We start from the raw sequence: 21,271 nt of genomic DNA, 5'->3' as shown, positions 1-21,271 counted from the left end.
GACTCCCTGGGCGTTCCGCGTGGCACAGATGCAGGGACCACCGGCTCGCGCGAAAGGGCCACACGATGGAGTTGACGGCACGCGACCCCGCCTCCGCCGCGGGCGCGGTACTCCGCGACCGGGCGCGCGGCGCACTGCTCGGTCTGGCCGTGGGCGACGCGCTCGGCGCCCCCGCGGAGAACATGCGGCCCTCGGAGATCCGGCGCCGCTGGGGACGCATCGAGGGCTTCGTGTCCGACAGTCCGGCGGGTACGGACGACACGGAGTACGCCATCTTCTCCGGACTGCTGCTCGCCCGGCACGGCTCGGCTCTGACCGTCGCCCATGTCGAGGCGGCCTGGCACCACTGGATCGCGGACCTCGACGAGGGCCCGTTCCGCGGCGCGGGCTTCAGCGAACGCGGCACGCTGGAGAACCTCAGACGCGGACTCGCCGCGCCCATCACGGCCCAGCACCGGCACGCCTGGAGCGACGGGCTCGCGATGCGCGCGGCCCCCTTCGGCGTCTTCGCGGCGGGCCGCCCCCGGGAGGCCGCCCGGCTGGTCGCCGTCGACGGCCGCGTCAGCCATGAGGGCGAGGGCATCTACGGCGGCCGGGCGGTGGCCGCCGGGGTCGCGGCCGCGATGACCGGCGCCGGCCCGTCCTCGGTGATCGCCGCCGCGCTCTCCGTCGTCCCGATGGACTCCTGGACGGCCCGTACCCTGCGCCGCGGTGTCGTCGCCGCGCACCGGGAGTACCCCGACACCCTCACGATGGAGCGCGCGGTCCGCTCCTCGGTGGTCATCGGCGGCTATCCCTGGACCGATCTGGCCCCCGAGGCGGTGGGACTGGCTTTCGGAGCCTTCGCGGCGGCCCGCGGGGACTTCCGTAGGTCGGTGCTCACCGCCGTCAACATGGGCCGCGACGCGGACACCACGGCGGCGGTCGCGGGCGCCCTGGCCGGAGCCATGTCCGGGGCGGACGCGATCCCGCCCGAATGGGCCTCGGTCATCGGCCCGGTGCGGGGCAGCTGTCTGCCGTCGATGCGCGGCTACCACGTCCTGGACATCGCGGACCTGCTCACCCCGGACGACGAACAGGCGGAGTCATGACGACGTACCAGGAAGACGAGACCAGGCGGGCGGCGTACGCGCCGGCCGGGAGCGGGGCGGCCGGCCCGCTGCTCGGCGGCGGTGGCGGCCCCGTCCGCCGGATCGAGGGGCTCCTCCTCGGGCTGGCCTCCGGGGACGCCGCCGGATGGCCGGCCGCCCGGCACCGGGCCGCGCGGATGCCCGAGTGGACCCGGCGGCTCACCCGGGAGCTGGACACCTTCGCCGAGCAGAACGCGACCACCACGCTCCCCGTGCCCATCGCGCTCAACCAGCCCCCCGAGCCGCTCAGGCTCGGCCCCTCCGACGACGCCGAATGGGCCGCCTTCACCGCCGAGTCCGTGCTCACCGCCGCCGGTGATCTCTTCCACGGTCTCGGCGCCGACCGCCGGATGCGGGCCGCCGTCGATCTCGCCTGGAACTCCCTCGCCGCCGAGATCGCCGCGGCCGCCGAGCGGGCACCCGAGGTCGAGTCCGCCGTGCTGCCCCTGCGGGCCCGGATCTCCGTACGCGCGGGCCTCGGCAACCTCGCCACCGGCCTGCGCCCGCCCGCCACCGGCCACGACAACCCCCATTACTTCGACGACGCCGCCTGCGTACGGGCCGTCGTCCTCGCCGTCGTCCACCCCGGCGACCCGTGGGCCGCGGCCGAACTCGCCGAGTTCGACGCGCGCTACACCCAGGACGGCGACGGCGTCCACGGCGCCCGCGCCATGGCCGCGGCCGTCGCCACCGCGCTCGGCGGCGCGGACCCCGAGGCCGCCGTGGACGCCGCCCTCGCCCAGCTCCCCGAGACGACGGAGATCGGCCGCAACGCCCGCCACGCCCTCAAACTGGCCCGCGACTTCGCCGGGGAACCGGCCGGTGCCTTCGCTCTCGTGCCGCTGCTGGAGCATCAGATCGTCGACCATGTCTACAGCTACGGCATCGCCGCGGCGGAGACCGTCCCGGTCGCCCTCGCCCTGACCCTCGCGGCCGGCGGCGATGTCACCGCGGCGGTACCCGCCGCCGCCTGTCTCTCCAGGGTCGCCGACTCCGCGCCCGCCCTGGCCGGCGCGCTGACCGGCGCGCTCGGCGGCGGCGACGCCGTACCGGTCGCCTGGCGGGACGCCTGCCGCGTGCTGGCGGGGTGTGCGCTCCCCCGGCTCGCCGGCACCGATCTGGTCGAACTCGCCGGGCTGCTGACAGCCACGGAACTGACCGCCTCGGGTGGACAATTCCGACATGACGACGCTCAGCACTCCCCCCACGGCTCAGGCCGCCGCCCCGCCCACGACAGCGCTCCCACTCGATGACCGGATCACCGGCTGCCTGATCGGCGCGGCCGTCGGTGACGCGCTCGGCGGCCCGGTCGAGGGGTACTCCCCCGCCCAGATCGTGGAACGCCACGGCGGCCGCGTGACCGGCATCGTCGGGCCGTGGCACGAGGACTGGCGTACGGCCCGCCCCCTCGCCCCGTACCACAAGGGCGACGGCCACGTCACCGACGACACCCTGATGACGCAGGCGCTGATCCGGGTGTACGAGCGCGTCCGCGACCACCTCGACGCGTACGCGGTCGCCGACCATCTCGTACCCGACCTGATCTCCACCCCCCGCTGGATCCCGGAGCTGGAGGCCGAGGCCCTGCCCCTCCAGCGGATCTTCCTGGCCGAGAAGTGGATCGTCACCCGCCTTCACTACGGCCATGTCGACCCGCGCGAGGCGGGCACCGGGAACATCGTCAACTGCGGTGCGGCGATGTACATGGCACCGGTGGGGCTGGTCAACGCGGCCCATCCGGCGGCCGCGTACGCCGAGGCGATCGACCTCGCGGGCGCGCACCAGTCCTCGTACGGAAGGGAGGCGGCCGGGGTCTTCGCCGCCGCGGTCGCGGCGGCCTGCCTCCCGGGCGCCACGCCCGCGACGGTCGTCGAGACCTGTCTCGCCCTCGCCAAGGACGGCACGCGCGCGGCGATCGAGGCGGTGTGCGAGGTCGCCGCCCGGCACCGCGACACCGAGTCCGCGCTGCGCGGGCTGCGCGACGCGGTCGCCCCCTTCGACACGGTCGGCCCCGCCTACCGCTCCCCGTCCCTGGGCGCCCGCCGCCCCTCACGGCTGCACTCCATCGAGGAGCTCCCCATCGCGCTCGGCATGATGCTGATCGGCGCCGGCGACTACCGCCGTACGGTGCTCGGCTCGGTCAACTACGGCCGGGACTGCGACTCGATCGCCACCATGAGCGGCGCGCTCGCGGGGGCCCTGGGCGGCGAGCGGGCGGTCCCCGACGACTGGGCCAAGCGCGTGGCCGAGGCGAGCCGGCTCGATCTGCACGCCCCCGCGCGGGCGCTGACAGAGGTGGCGTACGAGATCTTCCGCCGCGACACGGAACGGCGCCGCGCACACGAGGGCGCGTTCGCCCGGCTGACGGAGGCACGATGACCGACCTGCGGCTCACCTGGGTCCAGCCCGAGGACCTGATCGGCCATGAACTGCGCCAGGCGTCGGAGGACGGCCGCGACACGACACGGATCGCCCGCCGCTGGCACGCGGCGGGCGGCCACCCCGCGCCGGACCGCGCGGGCGTGACGCCGGACCGGGCGTCCGCACGGCTGCGCGCGCTGGCCCGGCAGCTGCTCGACGAACTGCAGCAGCAGCCGGCGCCGTCGGCGGAGGCGGAGCCGACGGATCTGCCCGCGATCAGGGCGGCGTGCCCGTCGTGGCCGGACGGCCGGGGCGGGCACGAACCGCACCCGGACGGCACCGGCAACGACCCCGCTGCCGCAAGCACCCCCGCCGCCGGACCGAGAGACGTACGCCCCGCCCTCACCGTCCTCCAGCTGCACGCGGCGTGGCTGGGCCGGGCCGTCGGCTGTCTGCTGGGCAAGCCCGTCGAGAAGCTGCCCCTGCACGGCATCCGGGCCCTCGCCCGCGCCACCGGCAACTGGCCGCTGCACACCTGGTTCACCGCCGAGGGGCTGTCGGCGGACCTCGCCGCCGCGTACCCCTGGAACCGGCGGTCCGCGCCGACCTCGCTCGCCGAGAACATCGACGGGATGCCGGAGGACGACGACCTCAACTACCCCCTGCTCAATCTGCTCCTCCTCCAGCGCCACGGCAGGGACTTCACCACCGCGCAGGTGGCGCGCGTCTGGCTGGACGAACTGCCCGCGGGCCGTACGTTCACGGCCGAGCGCGTCGCGTACCGCAATCTGCTCGCCGGGATCGAGCCGCCGTACACCGCCCGGCACCACAATCCGTTCCGGGAGTGGATCGGGGCGGCCATCCGCGCCGATGTGCACGGCTGGACACATCCCGGCGACCCCGCGGCGGCCGCGGCGCAGGCGCACCGGGACGCGACCCTCACCCATACGGCCAACGGGGTGTACGGCGCGATGTTCATCGCGGCCACCATCGCCGCCGCGGCCGACAGCGCGGACGTGCACGCCTGCCTGCGGGCCGGGCTGTCCGTCGTACCGCCGCATTCCCGGCTCGCCGAAGCCGTCCGCTTCGGTATCGAATCCGCCCGCGCCCACGCCGGCTTCGATACCGTCGCCGATCTGCTCCACTCCACCTTCGGCCACTACCACTGGGTCCATGCCATCCCGAACGCCGCCCTGCTCGCCGCCGCCCTGACCCATGCCGACGGCGACTTCGGCGACTCCATCTGCCGCGCCGTGTCGGGCGGCTGGGACACCGACTCGAACGGCGCGACGGCCGGTTCCATCACCGGGCTGCTGGCCGGCCACCCGGCCAGGCTGCCCGAGCGGTGGACCGCCCCGCTCAAGAACCGGCTCGCCAGCTCCGTCGGCGGTTTCGACGACATCGGCTTCGACACCCTCGCGGAACTGACCAGGACAGCGACCATCCCCAGCGGCCACGCGACCCGCACGACCCACAGGGAGGCACTCCGCCCATGACCGCCATCGTGGTGCTCGGCAGCACCAATATGGATCTTGTCGCGTACACCGCGCGCGCCCCGAAACTCGGGGAGACCGTCACGGGCCGTGAGTTCCGTACGATCCCCGGCGGCAAGGGCGCCAACCAGGCCGTCGCCGCCGCGCGCGCGGGCGGCGACGTGGCGATGATCGGCGCGGTCGGCGCGGACGGGTTCGGGGAGGAGCTCCGGCACACGCTCACCGCCTCCGGCGTCGACATCGATCTCCTGCGCACGGCGGAAGGCCCCTCGGGCACCGCCCATATCGTCGTCGACGACGAAGGCCACAACGCGATCGTCGTCGTCCCCGGCGCGAACGGCACCGTCACCTGCCTCGGCCTCGGTGACGAGACGCTCATCGAGACCGCCGAGGCCCTGCTCCTTCAGCTGGAACTGCCCCTGAGCGCCGTGCTGTCCGGTGCGGAGGCGGCCCGCCGCCACTCCGTGCGGACCGTGCTCACACCGTCCCCCGCCCAGCCGCTGCCGCCCGAACTGCTCGGCGTCATCGATCTCCTGGTCCCCAACGAACACGAGGCCGCCACCCTCACCGGGATCGCCGACCCGCACGCGGCGGCCGAGGCGCTGCTCCGGCAGGTCCCGGAGGTCGTGATCACGCTCGGGGCGGCGGGCAGTCTGTACGCGGCCCGGGGCGCGCGGCCGGTGGCCGTGCCCGCGCCCCGGGTCGACGCGGTGGACACCACCGGCGCCGGTGACACGTACGTGGGCGCCCTCGTCGTCGCGCTCTGCGAGGGCCGCCCGATGCCCCGGGCGATGGCCTGGGCCTCGGCGGCCGCCGCGCTCTGCGTCCAGCGCCACGGGGCGTCCACCTCCATGCCGTACCGCACCGAGATCGAGGCCCGATGACCGCGCCCGTCCACGCCCCCGTCTCCGACCCTGCTTCCGACCCCGACCCCGTTCTCGCCCCTGTTCTCGCCCCGGGGGATCCGCCCCTCTCCGGTCTGCGCGTCCTCGATCTCGCAACCCTCTTCGCGGGGCCGCTGGCCGCCACGATGCTCGGCGACTTCGGCGCCGAGGTGATCAAGGTCGAGCACCCCACCCGCCCCGACCCGTCGCGCGGACACGGCCCCGCCAAGGACGGCGTGGGGCTGTGGTGGAAGCTGCTGGGCCGCAACAAACGCACCCTCACCCTCGATCTCTCCACCCCCGGCGGCCGCCGCCTTCTCCTGCGGCTCGCCACCGAAGCCGATGTGATCATCGAGAACTTCCGCCCCGGCACCCTGGAGAGATGGGGCCTGGGCTGGGACGAACTCTCCTCGGTCAACCCCCGGCTGGTCCTCGCGCGCGTGACGGGGTTCGGCCAGTTCGGCCCGTACTCCCATCGCCCCGGTTTCGGCACCCTCGCGGAGGCGATGAGCGGGTTCGCCGCCGTCACGGGGGAGCCGGACGGGCCGCCGACGCTGCCGCCCTTCGGCCTCGCCGACTCGATCGCGGCGCTGGCCACGGCGTACGCGGTGATGACCGCGCTCAACGGCCGGGCCGCGACGGGCCGTGGCCAGGTCGTGGACCTGGCGATCATCGAGCCGATCCTCACCGTGCTGGGCCCGCAGCCGCTCTGGTACGACCAGCTGGGCTATGTGCAGCCCCGCACCGGCAACCGCTCCCGCAACAACGCCCCGCGCAACACCTACCGCACCGCCGACGGCTCCTGGGTGGCGGTCTCCACCTCCGCCCAGTCGGTCGCCGAGCGCGTCATGCGCCTGGTCGGCCGCCCCGAGCTGATCGAGGAGCCCTGGTTCACCACCGGCAGCGGCCGCGCCGAGCACGCCGACGTACTGGACGGAGCGGTCGGCGGCTGGCTCGCCCGGCACTCCCGCGAGGAGGCCATGGCGTTGTTCGAGAAGGCCGAGGCGGCCATCGCGCCCGTCTACGACATCCGCGATGTCATGGACGATCCCCAGTACCGGGCGCTGGACACCATCACGGAGGTCCCCGACCCCGAGCTCGGCCCCCTCAGGATGCAGAACGTCCTCTTCCGGCTCTCCGAGACCCCGGGCGCCATCCGTTGGGCGGGACGCCCGCACGGCGCGGACACCGACGCGATCCTGGAGGAGCTGGGTCTGTCCGCGCCCGAGATCGCCGCGCTCCGCTCGGAGGGCGCCCTGTGACCATCCCTCTCACCTGGCTGTACGTCCCCGGGGACCGTCCGGAGGTAATGACGAAGGCGCTCTCCTACGGCGCGGATGTGGTGATCGTGGATCTGGAGGACGCGGTGGCTCCCGAGCGCAAGGAGTACGCGCGTGCCGCCACCGCCGAGTTCCTGGCCGCGGCCCACCCGGTCCCGGTCCATGTCAGGATCGCCGACTCGCAGGACCTCCCCTCACTGGTCGGCCTCCCGGGGCTGTCGGGACTGCGCCTGCCGAAAGTCACCCACGCGTCCGACATCCACCGCGTCGCGTCGCGCGCCCCGGACCTCGCGCTGTACGCGCTGCTCGAATCGGCCCTCGCCGTGGAACACGCGCATGTCATCGCGTCGGCGCACCCGTCGGTCCGGGGCATCGCGCTGGGTGAGGCGGACCTCCGCGCCGATCTGGGGGTACGGCATGACACCGGCCTGGACTGGTCGCGCGGCCGGGTCGTGGTCGCGGCCCGCGCGGCGGGCCTGGCGCCCCCGGCCCAGTCGGTGTTTCCCGACGTCCGGGACCTGGACGGGCTCGCGGCGTCCTGCGTCAGGGGCCGCGCGCTGGGCCTGCTGGGGCGGGCGGCGATCCACCCGCGTCAGCTGCCGGTCATCGAGCGGGCCTTTCTGCCCACGCCCCGGGAGATCGGAGAGGCCGAGGAGATCCTTGAGGCGGCGGCGCGGGACGCCGGCGCGCACGCGCTGTCGGACGGCCGCTTCGTGGACGCGGCGATCGTGGCGGCCGCCCGCCGCACTTTGTCCCTGGCGGATCGCTAGGGGCGTCCCGGCAAGAGAGCGCGGATGCCTGGAGACGCACCAGGGCCGCCGGACCCAGAAGGTCCGGCGGCCCTGGGGGCACCTCGGCGCCCGTCAGCTCTTCTCGGCCGCCTCGGCGACGTCGTCGGTCTTCTCCGGCTTCTCCACGGAGCCGTCCGCCTCGTCGGGCGCGTCCTTCGTGTCCTGCTCGCTCTTCGCGTCCTTCTCGGTCTTCGCGTCCTTCGGCGTCTCCACCGCCTCCGGCTCCACGATCTCCTCGCGCCCGGGCCGTACCCGCGACGAGACGATCATGTAGACGACGGCCAGCAGGAAGACGACCGCCGACGTCCAGACATTCAGCCGGACGCCCAGGATGTGGTGCGCCTCGTCGACCCGCATGTACTCGATCCAGGCGCGGCCCACGCAGTACGCCGCGACATAGAGGGCGAAGACCCGCCCGTGTCCGAGCTTGAAGCGGCGGTCGGCCCAGACGACCAGCAGGGCGACTCCCAGGCACCACAGGGACTCGTACAGGAACGTCGGGTGGTAGAGGCCCGGATCCCGGTTCGTACCCGAGGTGATCTTCAGCGCCCAGGGAAGATCGGTCGGCTTGCCGTACAGCTCCTGGTTGAACCAGTTGCCCCAGCGGCCAATGGCCTGGGCGATGACGATGCCGGGCGCGATGGCGTCGGCGTACGCCGGGAGCGGGATGCCGCGGCGCCGGCAGCCGATCCAGGCACCGACCGCGCCGAACGCGATGGCGCCCCAGATACCGAGGCCGCCCTCCCAGATCTTGAAGGCGTCGACCCAGTCCTCACCGTCGCTGAAGTACAGCTGGTAGTCGGTGATCACATGGTAGAGCCGCCCGCCGACCAGGCCGAAGGGCACCGCCCAGACGGCGACGTCGGCCACGGTGCCGGCTTTGCCGCCCCGGGCGACCCAGCGCTTGCCGCCGTACCAGACGCCGACGAAGACACCGATGATGATGCAGAACGCGTAGCCGCGCAGCGGAAGTGGTCCGAGATGGAGCACTCCGGTCGACGGGCTGGGAATGTAGGCAAGTTCCATGGCAGCACCGACGCTACATGGCCGGGCGGGACGTACGGCGTCCCGCCCGGCAACTTCTGGATAACGAGCTCAGGCCTGAGGCGTCGCCCCGGGCGGGACCGAGGGCGTGGCGGTGCCCGGCTTCTTGCCCTTATTGGCCTCCGTGACCCACTTCTTCAGATTGTCGGGAGTGATGTTCTCGGTGCCCTTCTTCGGGAAGACCGACTCGCCGTTGAGCAGGATGGTCGGCGTCCCGCTGAAGGAGCCCTTCTGGAAGGCCTCGGCGGACTTCTTCACCCACTCGTCGTGGTGCCCGCCGTCCACGCACTCGCGGAAACCGGGCGCCGACTCCAGTCCGTCGACCTTGCCCGCCAGCTCCAGCAGATGGCTCTCCTTGGCGAAGGCGTCGTCCGCCTCCGGCGGCTGGTTCTGGTACAGCACGTCGTGGTACGCGGAGAAGTGGCCGGCATCCTGGGCGCAGGCCGCGGCATTGGCGGCGCGCAGCGAGCCGCTGCCGCCCATGTTGCCGTCGATGATCGTGGCGAGGTGGTACTCGACCTTGAGCTGTCCCGCCTTCTCCAGCCGGTGGATCGTGTCACGGAAGCCGTTCTCGAACTGGGCACAGGCCGGGCAGCGGAAGTCCTCCCACACCGTGAGCGTCGACGGCGCGTCCGTCGCCCCCACCGGGATCGCCAGCTCGTCCTTGCCGTTCGCACCCGAGGGCGCGGCCACCGGTCCTGCCGCGACGCTGGTCTTGTCCTTGCCGGTGTTCGCGGCGATCAGTCCGATCACCGCGGCGAGGCCGAGCACTCCGACCACCGCCGCGGACACGATCAGCGCGCGCCTGCGCTTCTCCCGTGTCCTGTGCGTTTCACGTTCCTGCTGGAGCCGCTCTCTCGCGCTCCGCTTTGCCTCACGGTTCTTCTCGCTCACGCCCTCAGCAACGAACCGGGGAGGCACGTACGCACCTCCCCGGTCCCAGTTCCACCCGTACGGGTGAGATCACCCGTCAGCGCTTGCGAACGTCAGCGCTTGCGAACGCCCTCCGCCAGCTCGCCCGCCAGCTCACGCACGGCCACCAGCCCGGCGGCCTCGTCGGGCGCGTCCAGCATCCGCTTCACGAAGGCCGAGCCGACGATCACCCCGTCCGCGAAGCCCGCGACCTCCGCCGCCTGCTCGGCGTTGGAGACGCCGAGCCCGACACAGACCGGCATCGCGGTGGTCGCACGGGTACGGCGCACCAGGTCCTGAGCCTGCGCGCCGACCGACACGCGCGTGCCCGTGACGCCCATCAGCGAGGCGGCGTACACAAAGCCGCTGCCCACCGCCGTGATCTTCGCCAGCCGCTCGTCCTTGCTGCTCGGCGCGACCACGAAGACCGTCGCGAGGCCGTGCTTCTCGGCGTGCTCGCGCCACACCGCGGACTCCTGCACGGGCAGGTCGGGCAGGATGCACCCGGCGCCGCCCGCCTCGGCCAGCTCGGTGGTGAACCGCTCGATGCCGTACCGGTCGATCGGGTTCCAGTACGTCATCACCAGCACCGGCTTGCCGGTCGCCTCGTACGCCTCACGGACCGTACGCATCACATCGGCGATCTTCACACCGCCCCGCAGCGCGATGTCGTCGGCGGTCTGGATGACCGGCCCGTCGAGCACCGGGTCGCTGTGCGGCAGCCCGACCTCGACCACATCGGCGCCGCCGTCGAAGGCGGCCTTCACCGCCTCGATCCCCCCGTCCACGGTCGGGAAACCGGCCGGCAGATAGGCGATCAGCGCGGCCCGGTTCTCGGACTTCGCGGCCGCGAGCGTGTCGCTCAGCAGCTGGATGTTCCCGCTCACTTCGTGCCCTCGCCGTCGTACAGCCCGAAGTAGCGGGCGGCCGTGTCCATGTCCTTGTCGCCGCGCCCGGAGAGATTGATGACGATCAGCCCGTCCTTCCCGAGCTCCCGCCCCAGCTCCAGCGCACCGGCCAGCGCGTGCGCGCTCTCGATCGCCGGGATGATGCCCTCCGTACGCGACAGCAGCAGCAGCGCCCGCATCGCGTCGTCGTCGGTGACCGCCCGGTACTCACCCCGCCCGCTGTCCTTGAGATACGCGTGCTCGGGGCCGATGCCGGGGTAGTCGAGCCCGGCCGAGATCGAGTACGGCTCGGTGATCTGGCCCTCCTCGTCCTGTAGCACGTACGAACGGGAGCCGTGCAGGATCCCGGGCTCGCCCGCGGTCAGCGTGGCGGCGTGCTCACCGCTCTCGATGCCGTGCCCGGCGGGCTCGCAGCCCACCAGCCGTACGCCCGCGTCGGGGATGAACGCGTGGAAGAGCCCGATCGCGTTGGACCCGCCCCCCACACACGCCACGGCGGCGTCGGGCAGCCGCCCGGCCCGCTCCAGGATCTGCCGCCTGGCCTCGACGCCGATGACCCGGTGGAAGTCCCGCACCATCGCGGGGAAGGGGTGCGGCCCCGCGACGGTGCCGAACAGATAGTGCGTACGGTCCACATTGGCGACCCAGTCACGGAACGCCTCGTTGATCGCGTCCTTCAGCGTCCGGCTGCCGGAGGTGACGGGGACGACCTGGGCGCCGAGCATCCGCATCCGGGCCACGTTCAGGGCCTGGCGCTCGGTGTCGATCTCGCCCATGTAGATGGTGCATTCGAGCCCGAACAGCGCGCAGGCGGTCGCGGTGGCGACGCCGTGCTGACCGGCGCCGGTCTCCGCGATGACCCGGGTCTTGCTCATCCGCTTCGTCAGCAATGCCTGGCCCAGCACATTGTTAATCTTGTGCGACCCGGTGTGGTTCAGGTCTTCCCGCTTGAGGAACACCCGGGCGCCCCCGGCGTGCTCGGCGAAGCGCGGGACATCGGTCAGCGCGCTGGGCCGGCCGGTGTAGTTGACCATGAGGTCGTTCAGCTCGGCGGCGAACGCGGGATCGCCCTTCGCCTTCTCGTACTCGACGGCGACCTCGTCGACGGCGGCGACGAGCGCCTCGGGAATGAAGGTGCCGCCGAAGGCGCCGAAGTACCCCTCAGCGTTGGGAACACGACCCTCGGGATCGGGAATGAAAAACTCGCTGGACATGCCAGAACTCCTCAGAAGCAACGGGTTGGATCACCGTATGCGCCATGAGCGAGTCAGCCGCGCACGCGACCACGGAGGCGTGGCACCGCACGTCGAACGCACGGCACCGGCACCCCACGCGGGATCGGCTCAGCTCATTTCACAGCGCGGCCGCCCGCGCCATCGCATCCCGTTGACCTGACCGGGTTCGTCCCCGATCACATACCGGACCCGCCGTCCGTGCACCCGTCGCGCCGGCGCCCGGCAGCCGCGCGGGCGGCACCCGCGCGCCAGCGGCGCGTGCGGCACGCACGCCGACGCACCGGCCGAGCGCAGGCTCGGCCGGATACCCGGCGTACGGACTTCGGCGACAGGGGCCACGGTGAGGTCAGTCCCTCCCGTGCCGCAGCGCCGGGTGGGCTCCCGCGGCGACGAGATCGGCCACGGCGCCCTTCGGGTCGCGTCCGGTGACCAGCGACTCGCCGACGAGCACGGCGTCGGCCCCGGCGTTGGCGTACGCGATCAGGTCGTGCGGACCCCGCACCCCCGACTCGGCGATCTTCACGATGCCGGCCGGAATCTCGGGTGCGACCCGCTCGAACGTGCCGCGGTCGACCTTCAGGGTCTTCAGGTCTCGCGCGTTGACACCGATGATCTTCGCGCCCGCCGCCACGGCCCGCTCGACCTCGTCCTCGTCGTGCACCTCGACGAGCGGGGTGAGCCCGATCGACTCGGCCCGCTCGATGAGCGAGACCAGCGCCGCCTGCTCCAGCGCGGAGACGATCAGCAGCACGAGGTCGGCGCCGTAGGCCCGCGCCTCCCACAGCTGGTACGAGGTGACGATGAAGTCCTTGCGCAGGACCGGGATGTCGACCTTGGCCCGTACGGCCTCCAGATCGGCGAGCGAACCGCCGAAGCGGCGCTGCTCGGTCAGCACGGAGATGACGGCGGCGCCGCCCGCCTCGTAGTCCGCGGCGAGTCCCGCCGGGTCGGCGATGGCGGCGAGCGCGCCCTTCGACGGGCTGGAGCGCTTGACCTCGCAGATCACCTGCACGCCTTCGCCGCGCAGCGCGGCGAGGGCGTCCTTGGCCTGGGGCGCCCTGGCCGCGCGCTCCTTGAGCTCGTCAAGGCCGACGCGCGCCTGCCGCTCTGCGAGGTCGGCGCGGACGCCTTCGATGATCTCGTCGAGCACACTCACGCGAGCGGCCCCCTTCCGGGACGGTGATGTCGATGCGCGGCCGCGTCCGGTGCGGACACGCATGCGAATCAGGTACGGGTGATGATCAAGTCAGCCGTTGGTGCAGGATCAGCCATATTGATGCTAGCCGGAAGTGGCCGAAGGACCCGCATCCGGTGGGCCGAGCATCCCACTCCCTGGTCCTTCACGGGGCAAGCGACGAGCCGAAGGGCAGGTTTCTGACCACGCTGAAGATCAGGGCCACCCCGCCGAGCGCCCACCACGCGACGGGCGGGAGGGTGATCCGCAGGGGGAGCCCTTTCCTGGCCCGTGCCACCCAGACCACCCAGACGACGGCGAAGAGCGCGTAGCCGGCGACGGCCAGCGCGTTGTCGCCGAGGGCGGCGGCCAGATCGCCGTGCGCGACGGCGTGCGCGCTGCGCAGACCGCCGCAGCCCGGGCAGTAGACACCGGTGATGGCGTAGAGCGGACAGACCGGATAGTGGCCGGTTTCATTCGGGTCGACGAGGCCCACGTAGGTGAAGGCGGCGGCGACCCCGGCGAGGGTGGCGAGCGGCGGAAGAAGCCGGCGCACGAACGAAGCCGCCGGCCGCGCGGGGCCGGCGGGGACTGGCCCGGAGGGCCTCGGCATGGCATCCACCCGGTGATTGTCGCTGCCCATACGGAAAGACGCAGCCAGAAAGACGCAGCCCGGTCTCGCCGGACTGCGTCTGGGGCGGAGCCCGGCCGGTCAGACAGTCTGCGCTGCCGGAGCCTTCTCCTGGGTCTGGGTCTCGGCCGGAGCCTGCGCCTCGGCGGACTGCGACTGTCCTACCTGGGCCCTGGCCTGCGCCAGCTCCGTGGACTCCTTGGGCATGCCGAGGCCGGCGGCCTTCATCCCCAGACCGACGACACCACCGAGCAGAACGACCACGAGGCCGGCCCAGAAGCCGAGCTGGTTCGCGGCCACCATGAAGACTCCCGAGATGCAGAAGCCGATGAAGGAGATGGTGACACCGGTCCAGGCCGCCGGGGTGTGTCCGTGGCTGCTGCCCGCCATGAGTTGCTCCTCGTTGCTGATGCGCTGTGTGAGTCGGACGCTCACCGAACATTGTCCCGCATGCCCTGCCCGAACAGCGCCGGGGGGCTGGTCGGGTCCGCCACATGTGACCCACCCCATACGGCCCGGCCGGCTGTCAGCTCTCGCGTGTCGGGTCCTCGCCACGGTCCAGGGCCTTCCACAGGTCCTCGGGACGGTCGGGGTCCACGACCGGCGTCCGGCGGGCGGCACGGGCGCCCGCGCCGCTCCCGTCGGGGGCGGCGGAACCGCCCGCCACGGCGCCGCCGGGACGGTCGTAACGGCCGGACATGGCGGGCCAGCGCCTGCCGTATCCCAGGGCCAGCAGCCCCGCGAGCAGGATCAGTACACCGCCCGCGCCGGTCAGATACGGCCACGCGGTGTGCGACAGCGCGTCGACGGTGGCGGCGGTGTCGCCGGTCGTCCGCGCGGCCAGCTCGTCCAGGGCCGAGCGGTCCGAGGCGCCGAGGAACGCGGCGGCGGCCGCGCCCGCGCCGCTCAGCGCGAGCAGCGCGGAGACCAGCAGCCGGCCGGCGCCGCGGACGGCGAAGACGGCGACGAGCGCCGCGAGGCCGACGACGGCGAGGGCGGCGGGAACGCCGGTGACATCACGGCCGTCGGCGTCGAGGGGTACGGAGCCGCCGCCGACGGCAGCGGTGCCCTCGGCCCAGATCTGGCCCGAGGCGATCAGCACCACGGCGGCGCCGACGGCGCCGAGGAACAGAGCCGCGGCGAGAGCGCGGCGGCCGCTCGCGGCGGCGGCCGGGGTGGCGTCCGACGGCGTGGCGGCCGAGGGGGCGGTGTCCGACGGGGCGGCGGTACGGGGCTGGGGTACGGGTACGGCACTCACGCACCCCACTATCCCTTACGACCTGGTGCGCGATAGGCGGTGGGCCCCCGACGCCTATCGCGCACCAGGTCGTTACCGCTCTACGCCCCGTTCAGCCGGTTCGCCGTGTGTACGGCACGGAGCACCGCGGCCGCCTTGTTGCGGCACTCGGTGTCCTCGGAGACCGGGTCGGAGTCGGCGACGACGCCCGCTCCCGCCTGGACGTACGCCGTGCCGTTCCGGAGCAGGGCGGTGCGGATGGCGATGGCGGTGTCGGAGTCCCCGGCGAAGTCGAGATAGCCGACACAGCCGCCGTACAGTCCGCGCCGCGTGGGCTCCAGCTCGTCGATGATCTGCATGGCGCGCGGCTTGGGCGCCCCGGAGAGGGTGCCCGCGGGGAAGCAGGCGGTCAGGACGTCGAAGGCGCTGCGGCCGTCCGCGACCCGTCCGGTGACGGTCGAGACGATGTGCATGACGTGGGAGTACCGCTCGACCGACATGAAGTCGACGACCTCGACGCTGCCGGGCCGGCAGACCCGGCCCAGGTCGTTGCGGCCGAGATCGACGAGCATCAGATGCTCGGCGCGCTCCTTGGGGTCGGCGAGCAGTTCGTCCGCGAGGGCCTGGTCCTCCTGCGGGGTCGCGCCGCGCGGCCGGGTGCCGGCGATGGGGTGGACCATCGCGTGGCCGTCCTCGACCTTCACCAGTGCCTCGGGGCTGGAGCCGACGACGTCGAAGGCGCCGCCGTCCTCGCAGGGGAAGCGGAAGAGATACATGTACGGGCTCGGGTTGGTGGCCCGGAGCACCCGGTAGACATCGAGCGCGCTCGCGGTGCACGGCGTCTCGAAGCGCTGGGAGGGGACGACCTGGAAGGCCTCGCCGGCCCTGATCCGCTCCTTGATGTCGTCGACGGCGGCCTGGTAGTCGGCGCCGCCCCAGAGCGCGGTGTACTCGGGCAGTTCGGAGGCGGGCAGCGCGGTGGGCGCCGAGCGCACCGGCTCGGCGAGGTCGGCGGCCATGGCGTCGAGGCGGGCGACCGCGTCCGCGTACGCCTCGTCCACGCCGGTGTCGAGGTCGTTGTGGTTGATCGCGTTGGCGATCAGCAGGACCGTGCCGTCCCAGTGGTCGAGCACGGCGAGGTCCGAGGTGAGCAGCATGGTCAGCTCGGGGATGCGCAGATCGTCGCGGGCGTGCTCGCCGATCTTCTCCAGGCGGCGGACGATGTCGTACCCGAGATAGCCGACCATGCCGCCGGTGAAGGGCGGCATGCCGGAGGCGAGGTCGCGGGGGGTGTGCAGGGTCTCCACGGTGGCGCGCAGCGCGGCCAGCGGGTCGCCGTCGACGGGGACGCCGACGGGCGGGGTGCCGAGCCAGTGGGTGCTGCCGTCGCGCTCGGTGAGCGTGGCGGCGGACCGTACGCCGATGAAGGAGTAACGGGACCAGGAGCGGCCGTTCTCCGCGGACTCCAGCAGGAAGGTGCCGGGGCGCTCGGCGGCGAGCTTGCGGTACAGGCCGACCGGGGTGTCGCCGTCCGCGAGGAGCCGTCGGCTGACGGGGATGACGCGGCGGTCCACCGCCAGCTTGCGGAAGGTGTCGAGATCCATGGCCGCTGACCCTACTGTCCGGTTCACTGCCCGAGCGGCAGGACGTCGGCGTCGAAGCAGGTGCGCGCGCCGGTGTGACAGGCGGCGCCCACCTGGTCGACCTGGACCAGAACGGTGTCGGCGTCACAGTCCAGCGCGACGGACTTGACGTGCTGGACATGGCCCGAGGTGTCGCCCTTGACCCAGTACTCCTGCCTGCTGCGGGACCAGTAGGTGCAGCGGCCGGTGGTCAGGGTGCGGTGCAGGGCCTCGTCATCCATCCAGCCGAGCATGAGCACCTCACCGGTGTCGTACTGCTGGGCGATGGCGGGGAGGAGTCCGTCCGCGCTGCGCTTGAGGCGGCCGGCGAGGGCGGGGTCGAGTCCGCCGGTCGGGCCCGGGGCCGGGGTCGTGCCTGTCATACGGCCCATTGTGCCGCGCCCGGACGGCGGGGTGGGACGGACGTCCACTGGGCGGACGGGGCGGGGCCACCGTAGGCTTGCGGACATGTCGACCCATGCAAAGCGTGAACGACTTCTGCTCGCCGACCTGTTGGAGGCGACGGGCCCCGACGCACCGACGCTGTGCGACGGCTGGCTGACCCGGGACCTCGCGGCCCATGTGGTGGTGCGCGAGCGCCGCCCCGACGCGGCGGGCGGGACGGTGCTCGCCGCGCTCAGGAACCGTCTGGAGCGGGTCCAGCGCGAATATCTCACGAAGCCGTACGAGGAGCTGGTCCAGCTGATCCGTACGGGACCGCCGCGGCTGTCCCCGTACGGCATCAAGCAGATCGACGAGGCGGCGAACAGCGTCGAGTTCTATGTCCACGCCGAGGATGTCCGGCGGGCGCAGCCCGACTGGACGCCGCGGGAGCTGGACGGCGTCTTCGCGAACACACTGTGGTCGCGGCTGGAGAAGGGCGGCCGGCTGCTGGGCCGGAAGTCCCCGGTGGGTCTGGTGCTGCGCCGCCCGAACGGCCAGACGAGCGTGGCCCACCGCGGCACGCCGGTGGTGACGGTCACCGGTGAGCCGGGCGAGCTGGTGCTCTTCGCGTTCGGACGGCAGGGCGCGGCGGATGTGCAGCTGGAGGGCGACAAGGACGCGATCGAGCGGCTGCAGGAGGCCAAGCTCGGCATCTAGGGAGTGGTACGGCGGTACGGCTCCGAGCGTCAGCCCGGTAGTTCGGCGCGGCGGAGGGCCTTGGAGGCGAAGCCGAGCAGGCCGCCCGTGACGCACACCGCCGCGCTGACGGCAAAGACGGGACCGGTTCCCCACAGCCCGACCGCCGCGCCGGTGAGCGGGTAGCTGAGCGGCGCGATGCCCAGCGAGAAGAGGGTGGCGACGGAGGTGACCCGGCCCAGGTACTCCGGGTCGGCCGCCGTCTGGAGGAGGGCTCCGGTCAGCGCGCCGCTCAGCCCTGCCAGCAGCCCGATGAAGACGCCCGCGACGACGGCCAGGGCGATCGAGGGCGCGAACCCGAGGCAGGCGACCGCGACGGATCCGGCGGCCAGCCCGGCGGTCTGGACGAGTCCGGCGCGCGGCACCCGTCCCCGTACCGTCAGCGCCAGTGCGCTGACGCCCGCGCCGACCCCGAACGCCGCAACGATCCAGCCCATGCCGTCGGCGCCCCAGCCGCGCTCCTGGACGAGCAGGGTCAGCCCGATGTTGAGCGGGCCGACGAAGCCCAGTTCGCCGACGGCGACGACCAGCACGAGCGGGCCGAGCACGCGATGGCGGCGGATGTAGCGCAGCCCGTCGACCAGTTCGCTCCAGGCGGTGTCCGGCGCGCCATCACCCGAGGCTTTGGCGGGCTGTGGGGCGATCCGTACCGAGAGAAGCAGGGGGATCGACACCGCGAACAGCGCCCCGGCCACGGCGAAGGCGGTCACCGAGCCGCCGAGCGCCACCGCGAGTCCGCCGAGCGGCGCCCCGGTGACGCCGGCGACGCGCGCCGCGAGTCCGCGCATCCCCTGGACGCGCGCCAGCTGGCCGGGTGCGGTGATCCGGGGCGGCAGGGCGCCGACGGCGGGCAGGAAGAGCGCGTCCACGGCGCCGAAGACCAGCGCGACCGTGACCAGCAGCCAGAGGGTGGGGGTGGTGAACAGCAGCGCGGCCGCCATCCCCAGGATGAAGACGCAGCGCGCGGTGTCGCTGCCGATGACAACCCGGCGCGGGCCGAACCGGTCGGCGAGCACTCCCCCGCCGAGCATCAGCACGGCGCGCGGTACGGAACCGACGGCGAGCACCAGTCCGGCCTGTGCGGGGCTGCCGGTACGGGTCGCGGCCCAGGACAACGCCATGTAGTAGACGCTGTCGCCGACCATGGAGGCGGTGTAGGCGCCGAGCCAGCGCAGGACGTTGCCGTCACGGTGGGCGGGGCGCGGAGAAACCGGTGCGGCGGGCGTGGGTATGACGGTCGCGCTCACGACGGTGTGATCCTCTCGGGGCTCGGGACGCGGAGGTCTTTGGGCTCGGGGATCGGGGCTCAGGTGCGGAACGGGAACGCGTACAGGTGCAGCGCGACGTTCTCGCGTCCCGCCGTGTCGCCCGCGTCCTCGGCGGCCCGGCCCGCCGCCTCGTACTTCTTGACCAGCTCGTGCATCTCGTGGCTGAGCGCGGCGAGTTCCCCAGCGGTGAGCGGGGCCAGGTATTCGCTGCTGAAGGCGGCGCGGCGCCAGTCCGCGTCCCAGGCGCCCTGCGTGTCGAGATAGCCGCGGTAGAGATCGGAGCGCTGCTCGAAGGACATGCGGCCGACGGCGGCGTGGGTGGCGGCCTTCTCCGGGGCGTCGGTGAAGTCCTCGTCATGGAAGCTCAGCCCCTGCGAGGCGGTCCTCCACCATCGCTCCCTGCCGTCCGTGCCCTGTTGCTCGGCCTCCTCGATCAGCCCGTGATCGGCGAGCTTGCGCAGGTGGTAGCTGACCAGCGACACCGCCTCGTCCACCTGGTCGGCGAGTTGCGAGGCGGTGGCCGAACGCGCGATGTAGAGCGCCCGGTAGAGCTTCATGCGCAGCGGATGACCGAACGCCTTGAGGGTGTCGAGATCCGTGATCCTGCGGGGGTCCGTGTCTGCCATGGTTCCGACCGTAAACAGGAAAGGAAAGTTGCGCAATATAAATTGCGCAATAAAACTTGCGGGATCTCGGGACGGACCGGCGGGCCGCGCGGGGTCAGGTGGCGAGCAGCCGCCGCGCGGCGAGGGCGAGGGAGATCTCCACGGCGTCGGACGGCCGGGACAGACAGCGGCCGGTGAGCTGTTCGAAGCGGCGCAGCCGGTTGAGGACCGTGTTGCGGTGGCAGTAGAGCCGGGCCCCCGCGCGCCGCGCGGAACCGTCGGAATCGAACCAGGCCGTCAGCGTCGCCAGCAGTACGTCGCGGTCGCCGGGGTCCAGCCGGTCCAGCGGTCCGAGCACCCGCTCGGCCAGGGCGGCGCCCAGCCCCGGTGAGGAGACGACGAGCGCGGCCGGGAGATGGTCCTCCAGCCGTACGACCCCGCCCCCGCGCGGACAGGTCCCGAGCGCGGTCCCGGCGAGCCGGCGCGCGTCACCGAGGGCGGCGAGCCCCTGGACGGCGGAACTGACCCCCACGCGGACGCCCGGCGGCACCTCCGGGGCGGCCGCCTCCTCGACCGGCGCCTGCGGCCCCAGCAGCACGATCGCGTGTTCCGCTTCGGGCGAGGTGTGCCAGAGCGCCCGGGTGCCGGGCGGCAGCGTGACGGGCGGGCCGGTGCGGGAGCCCGTCACCGCCAGCACCACGTACCGCCCGTGTTCGGGGAGATCGAGCATCGCCGCGGCGTCCGGGAGGTCGGCGATGCGCGCCGTGCCGTCGAGGAGCGCCGCGGTCATCAGCCGCAGCCGGTTCTCGCGGCGCCAGGCGAGCCGCCGCTCCGTCTGCCGGTAGGCGTCGGCGACCAGGCCGCAGTGTTCGTCCACGAAGTTCCAGACCTGCGCCGCGACATGGATGAGCAGCCGGATCTCGTCGGGATGGCTGCGGGCCGTCTCGTCGACGAGCCCCTGCCACACCATGGCGCCGCCCAGCCGGAACGCGTGCAGCAACGCGTCGAGCGGCAGGCCCTGTTCGGCCCGGGAGGCGCCGATGCGCCAGGAGGTGCGGCAGGCGGCGTCCCGGGACTCCCTGGGCTGGATCAGGGAACCGATGTTGTGCCGCAGGGAGCGGTGCACCTCCTGCCACACCTCGGCCGCGTCGGTCTCGATCGCCGCGCGGTAGGCCGGTTCCTGCTCGCGCAGCGCCGCGACCAGCCGGTCGGTCAGCCCGGCCAGGTCATCGAGCAGCGCCCGGGCGGCGCGGTGCAGTACGGCGACGGCCTCCGCGTCGACCGGGGAGCGGGGGCGGCCGCGCGGCGAAGGGGTGGCCCACGCGGCCGGCAGGGCGGTCGACGGCGCGTGCGGTGCTCTGACCCGCGTGCGTATGACGTGCGGCATAGCGGCCTCCACCGGGAGTCGGCTCACTCCGGCGCGGCACGGCGCGGCACACGTGGGGACGGGGCGGGCCGGCCCGCGACGGATCTTCCTGACGCCCGCAGAATGACATACCGCCCGGTCGGTACCTAGTGCCGTGACCGGGAATTTTTGCCCGTCAAGGAGCGGCGGC

Annotated in this window: 22 protein-coding genes; 8 read left to right on the top strand and 14 right to left on the bottom strand. The window is 73.1% G+C overall.

Annotation, left to right across the window (positions count from 1 at the left end; all coding sequences use genetic code 11):
• The first annotated feature begins 65 nt into the window (after positions 1-65).
• From ACZ6MZ_RS28910 to ACZ6MZ_RS28880, 7 genes are read left to right on the top strand one after another with little or no spacing between them, the layout of a single operon-like run.
• Positions 66-1,091: an ADP-ribosylglycohydrolase family protein gene (locus ACZ6MZ_RS28910; RefSeq protein WP_386877817.1), complete on the top strand. Its 1,026-nt coding sequence runs from the start codon at positions 66-68 to the stop codon at positions 1,089-1,091.
• Positions 1,088-2,383: an ADP-ribosylglycohydrolase family protein gene (locus tag ACZ6MZ_RS28905; RefSeq protein WP_469355264.1), complete on the top strand. Its 1,296-nt coding sequence runs from the start codon at positions 1,088-1,090 to the stop codon at positions 2,381-2,383. Before ACZ6MZ_RS28910 ends, ACZ6MZ_RS28905 begins: the two co-directional genes overlap by 4 nt.
• Complete coding sequence (locus ACZ6MZ_RS28900; RefSeq protein ID WP_469355262.1) at positions 2,313-3,509, top strand: ADP-ribosylglycohydrolase family protein; 1,197 nt, start codon at positions 2,313-2,315, stop codon at positions 3,507-3,509. Before ACZ6MZ_RS28905 ends, ACZ6MZ_RS28900 begins: the two co-directional genes overlap by 71 nt.
• A complete protein-coding gene (locus ACZ6MZ_RS28895; RefSeq protein WP_469355260.1) occupies positions 3,506-4,987 on the top strand; it encodes an ADP-ribosylglycohydrolase family protein in 1,482 nt (493 codons plus the stop codon). The genes ACZ6MZ_RS28900 and ACZ6MZ_RS28895 overlap by 4 nt, the downstream gene beginning before the upstream one ends.
• Positions 4,984-5,868, top strand: a complete 885-nt coding sequence (gene rbsK / locus ACZ6MZ_RS28890) for a ribokinase (RefSeq protein ID WP_389786799.1) — start codon at positions 4,984-4,986, stop codon at positions 5,866-5,868. Before ACZ6MZ_RS28895 ends, rbsK begins: the two co-directional genes overlap by 4 nt.
• The gene (locus ACZ6MZ_RS28885; protein ID WP_469355258.1) at positions 5,865-7,130 is read left to right on the top strand and encodes a CaiB/BaiF CoA transferase family protein; all 1,266 of its coding nucleotides are present in this window, start codon (positions 5,865-5,867) and stop codon (positions 7,128-7,130) included. The genes rbsK and ACZ6MZ_RS28885 overlap by 4 nt, the downstream gene beginning before the upstream one ends.
• 47 nt (positions 7,131-7,177) lie before the next feature.
• Positions 7,178-7,918, top strand: coding sequence for an HpcH/HpaI aldolase/citrate lyase family protein (locus ACZ6MZ_RS28880; protein ID WP_469355408.1), 741 nt, complete (start codon positions 7,178-7,180; stop codon positions 7,916-7,918).
• Between the two features lie 93 nt (positions 7,919-8,011).
• On the opposite strand, the gene lgt is transcribed toward ACZ6MZ_RS28880, so the two are convergent.
• The 11 genes from lgt to hisI form a co-directional block, all read right to left on the bottom strand.
• Positions 8,012-8,965: a prolipoprotein diacylglyceryl transferase gene (lgt, locus tag ACZ6MZ_RS28875; RefSeq protein ID WP_389786795.1), complete on the bottom strand. Its 954-nt coding sequence runs from the start codon at positions 8,963-8,965 to the stop codon at positions 8,012-8,014.
• Between the two features lie 69 nt (positions 8,966-9,034).
• The gene (locus ACZ6MZ_RS28870; protein WP_384188055.1) at positions 9,035-9,877 is read right to left on the bottom strand and encodes a DsbA family protein; all 843 of its coding nucleotides are present in this window, start codon (positions 9,875-9,877) and stop codon (positions 9,035-9,037) included.
• 92 nt (positions 9,878-9,969) lie between these two features.
• Complete coding sequence (gene trpA, locus ACZ6MZ_RS28865; RefSeq protein ID WP_384331473.1) at positions 9,970-10,782, bottom strand: tryptophan synthase subunit alpha; 813 nt, start codon at positions 10,780-10,782, stop codon at positions 9,970-9,972.
• A complete protein-coding gene (gene trpB, locus ACZ6MZ_RS28860; RefSeq protein ID WP_469355256.1) occupies positions 10,779-12,017 on the bottom strand; it encodes a tryptophan synthase subunit beta in 1,239 nt (412 codons plus the stop codon). The genes trpA and trpB overlap by 4 nt, the downstream gene beginning before the upstream one ends.
• A gap of 129 nt (positions 12,018-12,146) precedes the next feature.
• Positions 12,147-12,344 (bottom strand): tryptophan biosynthesis modulator TrpM, encoded by a 198-nt coding sequence (gene trpM / locus ACZ6MZ_RS28855; protein ID WP_384188125.1) that lies wholly within the window; start codon positions 12,342-12,344, stop codon positions 12,147-12,149.
• Between the two features lie 40 nt (positions 12,345-12,384).
• Positions 12,385-13,194, bottom strand: a complete 810-nt coding sequence (gene trpC / locus ACZ6MZ_RS28850; protein ID WP_384188063.1) for an indole-3-glycerol phosphate synthase TrpC — start codon at positions 13,192-13,194, stop codon at positions 12,385-12,387.
• A gap of 184 nt (positions 13,195-13,378) precedes the next feature.
• Entirely contained in the window at positions 13,379-13,825 is a 447-nt protein-coding gene (locus ACZ6MZ_RS28845) for a DUF2752 domain-containing protein (RefSeq protein ID WP_384188127.1), read from the bottom strand.
• 99 nt (positions 13,826-13,924) lie between these two features.
• Positions 13,925-14,233 (bottom strand): HGxxPAAW family protein, encoded by a 309-nt coding sequence (locus ACZ6MZ_RS28840; RefSeq protein WP_389786913.1) that lies wholly within the window; start codon positions 14,231-14,233, stop codon positions 13,925-13,927.
• A 136-nt stretch (positions 14,234-14,369) separates the two neighbouring features.
• On the bottom strand, positions 14,370-15,110 hold the full coding sequence (locus ACZ6MZ_RS28835) for a TIGR02234 family membrane protein (protein ID WP_389786786.1): 741 nt from the start codon (positions 15,108-15,110) through the stop codon (positions 14,370-14,372).
• Between the two features lie 71 nt (positions 15,111-15,181).
• Positions 15,182-16,684 (bottom strand): anthranilate synthase component I, encoded by a 1,503-nt coding sequence (locus ACZ6MZ_RS28830; protein ID WP_389786785.1) that lies wholly within the window; start codon positions 16,682-16,684, stop codon positions 15,182-15,184.
• Positions 16,685-16,707: 23 nt separating this feature from the next.
• The gene (hisI, locus tag ACZ6MZ_RS28825) at positions 16,708-17,085 is read right to left on the bottom strand and encodes a phosphoribosyl-AMP cyclohydrolase (protein ID WP_384188069.1); all 378 of its coding nucleotides are present in this window, start codon (positions 17,083-17,085) and stop codon (positions 16,708-16,710) included.
• Positions 17,086-17,170: 85 nt separating this feature from the next.
• On the opposite strand from hisI, the gene ACZ6MZ_RS28820 reads away from it, so the two are divergent.
• Positions 17,171-17,803 (top strand): TIGR03085 family metal-binding protein, encoded by a 633-nt coding sequence (locus ACZ6MZ_RS28820; RefSeq protein WP_469355253.1) that lies wholly within the window; start codon positions 17,171-17,173, stop codon positions 17,801-17,803.
• Positions 17,804-17,832: 29 nt separating this feature from the next.
• On the opposite strand, the gene ACZ6MZ_RS28815 is transcribed toward ACZ6MZ_RS28820, so the two are convergent.
• From ACZ6MZ_RS28815 to ACZ6MZ_RS28805, 3 genes are all read right to left on the bottom strand, one after another.
• Positions 17,833-19,089, bottom strand: coding sequence for an MFS transporter (locus ACZ6MZ_RS28815; protein ID WP_469355251.1), 1,257 nt, complete (start codon positions 19,087-19,089; stop codon positions 17,833-17,835).
• 59 nt (positions 19,090-19,148) lie between these two features.
• Positions 19,149-19,736 (bottom strand): ArsR/SmtB family transcription factor, encoded by a 588-nt coding sequence (locus ACZ6MZ_RS28810; protein WP_389943786.1) that lies wholly within the window; start codon positions 19,734-19,736, stop codon positions 19,149-19,151.
• Positions 19,737-19,830: 94 nt separating this feature from the next.
• A complete protein-coding gene (locus ACZ6MZ_RS28805) occupies positions 19,831-21,102 on the bottom strand; it encodes a PucR family transcriptional regulator (RefSeq protein ID WP_469355249.1) in 1,272 nt (423 codons plus the stop codon).
• Between the last annotated feature and the right edge of the window lie 169 nt (positions 21,103-21,271).

The organism is Streptomyces sp. NPDC042201 (genome assembly GCF_055582185.1).
Note: the sequence above shows the minus strand (reverse complement) of the source record. Positions and strands in the feature narration are given on the sequence as shown.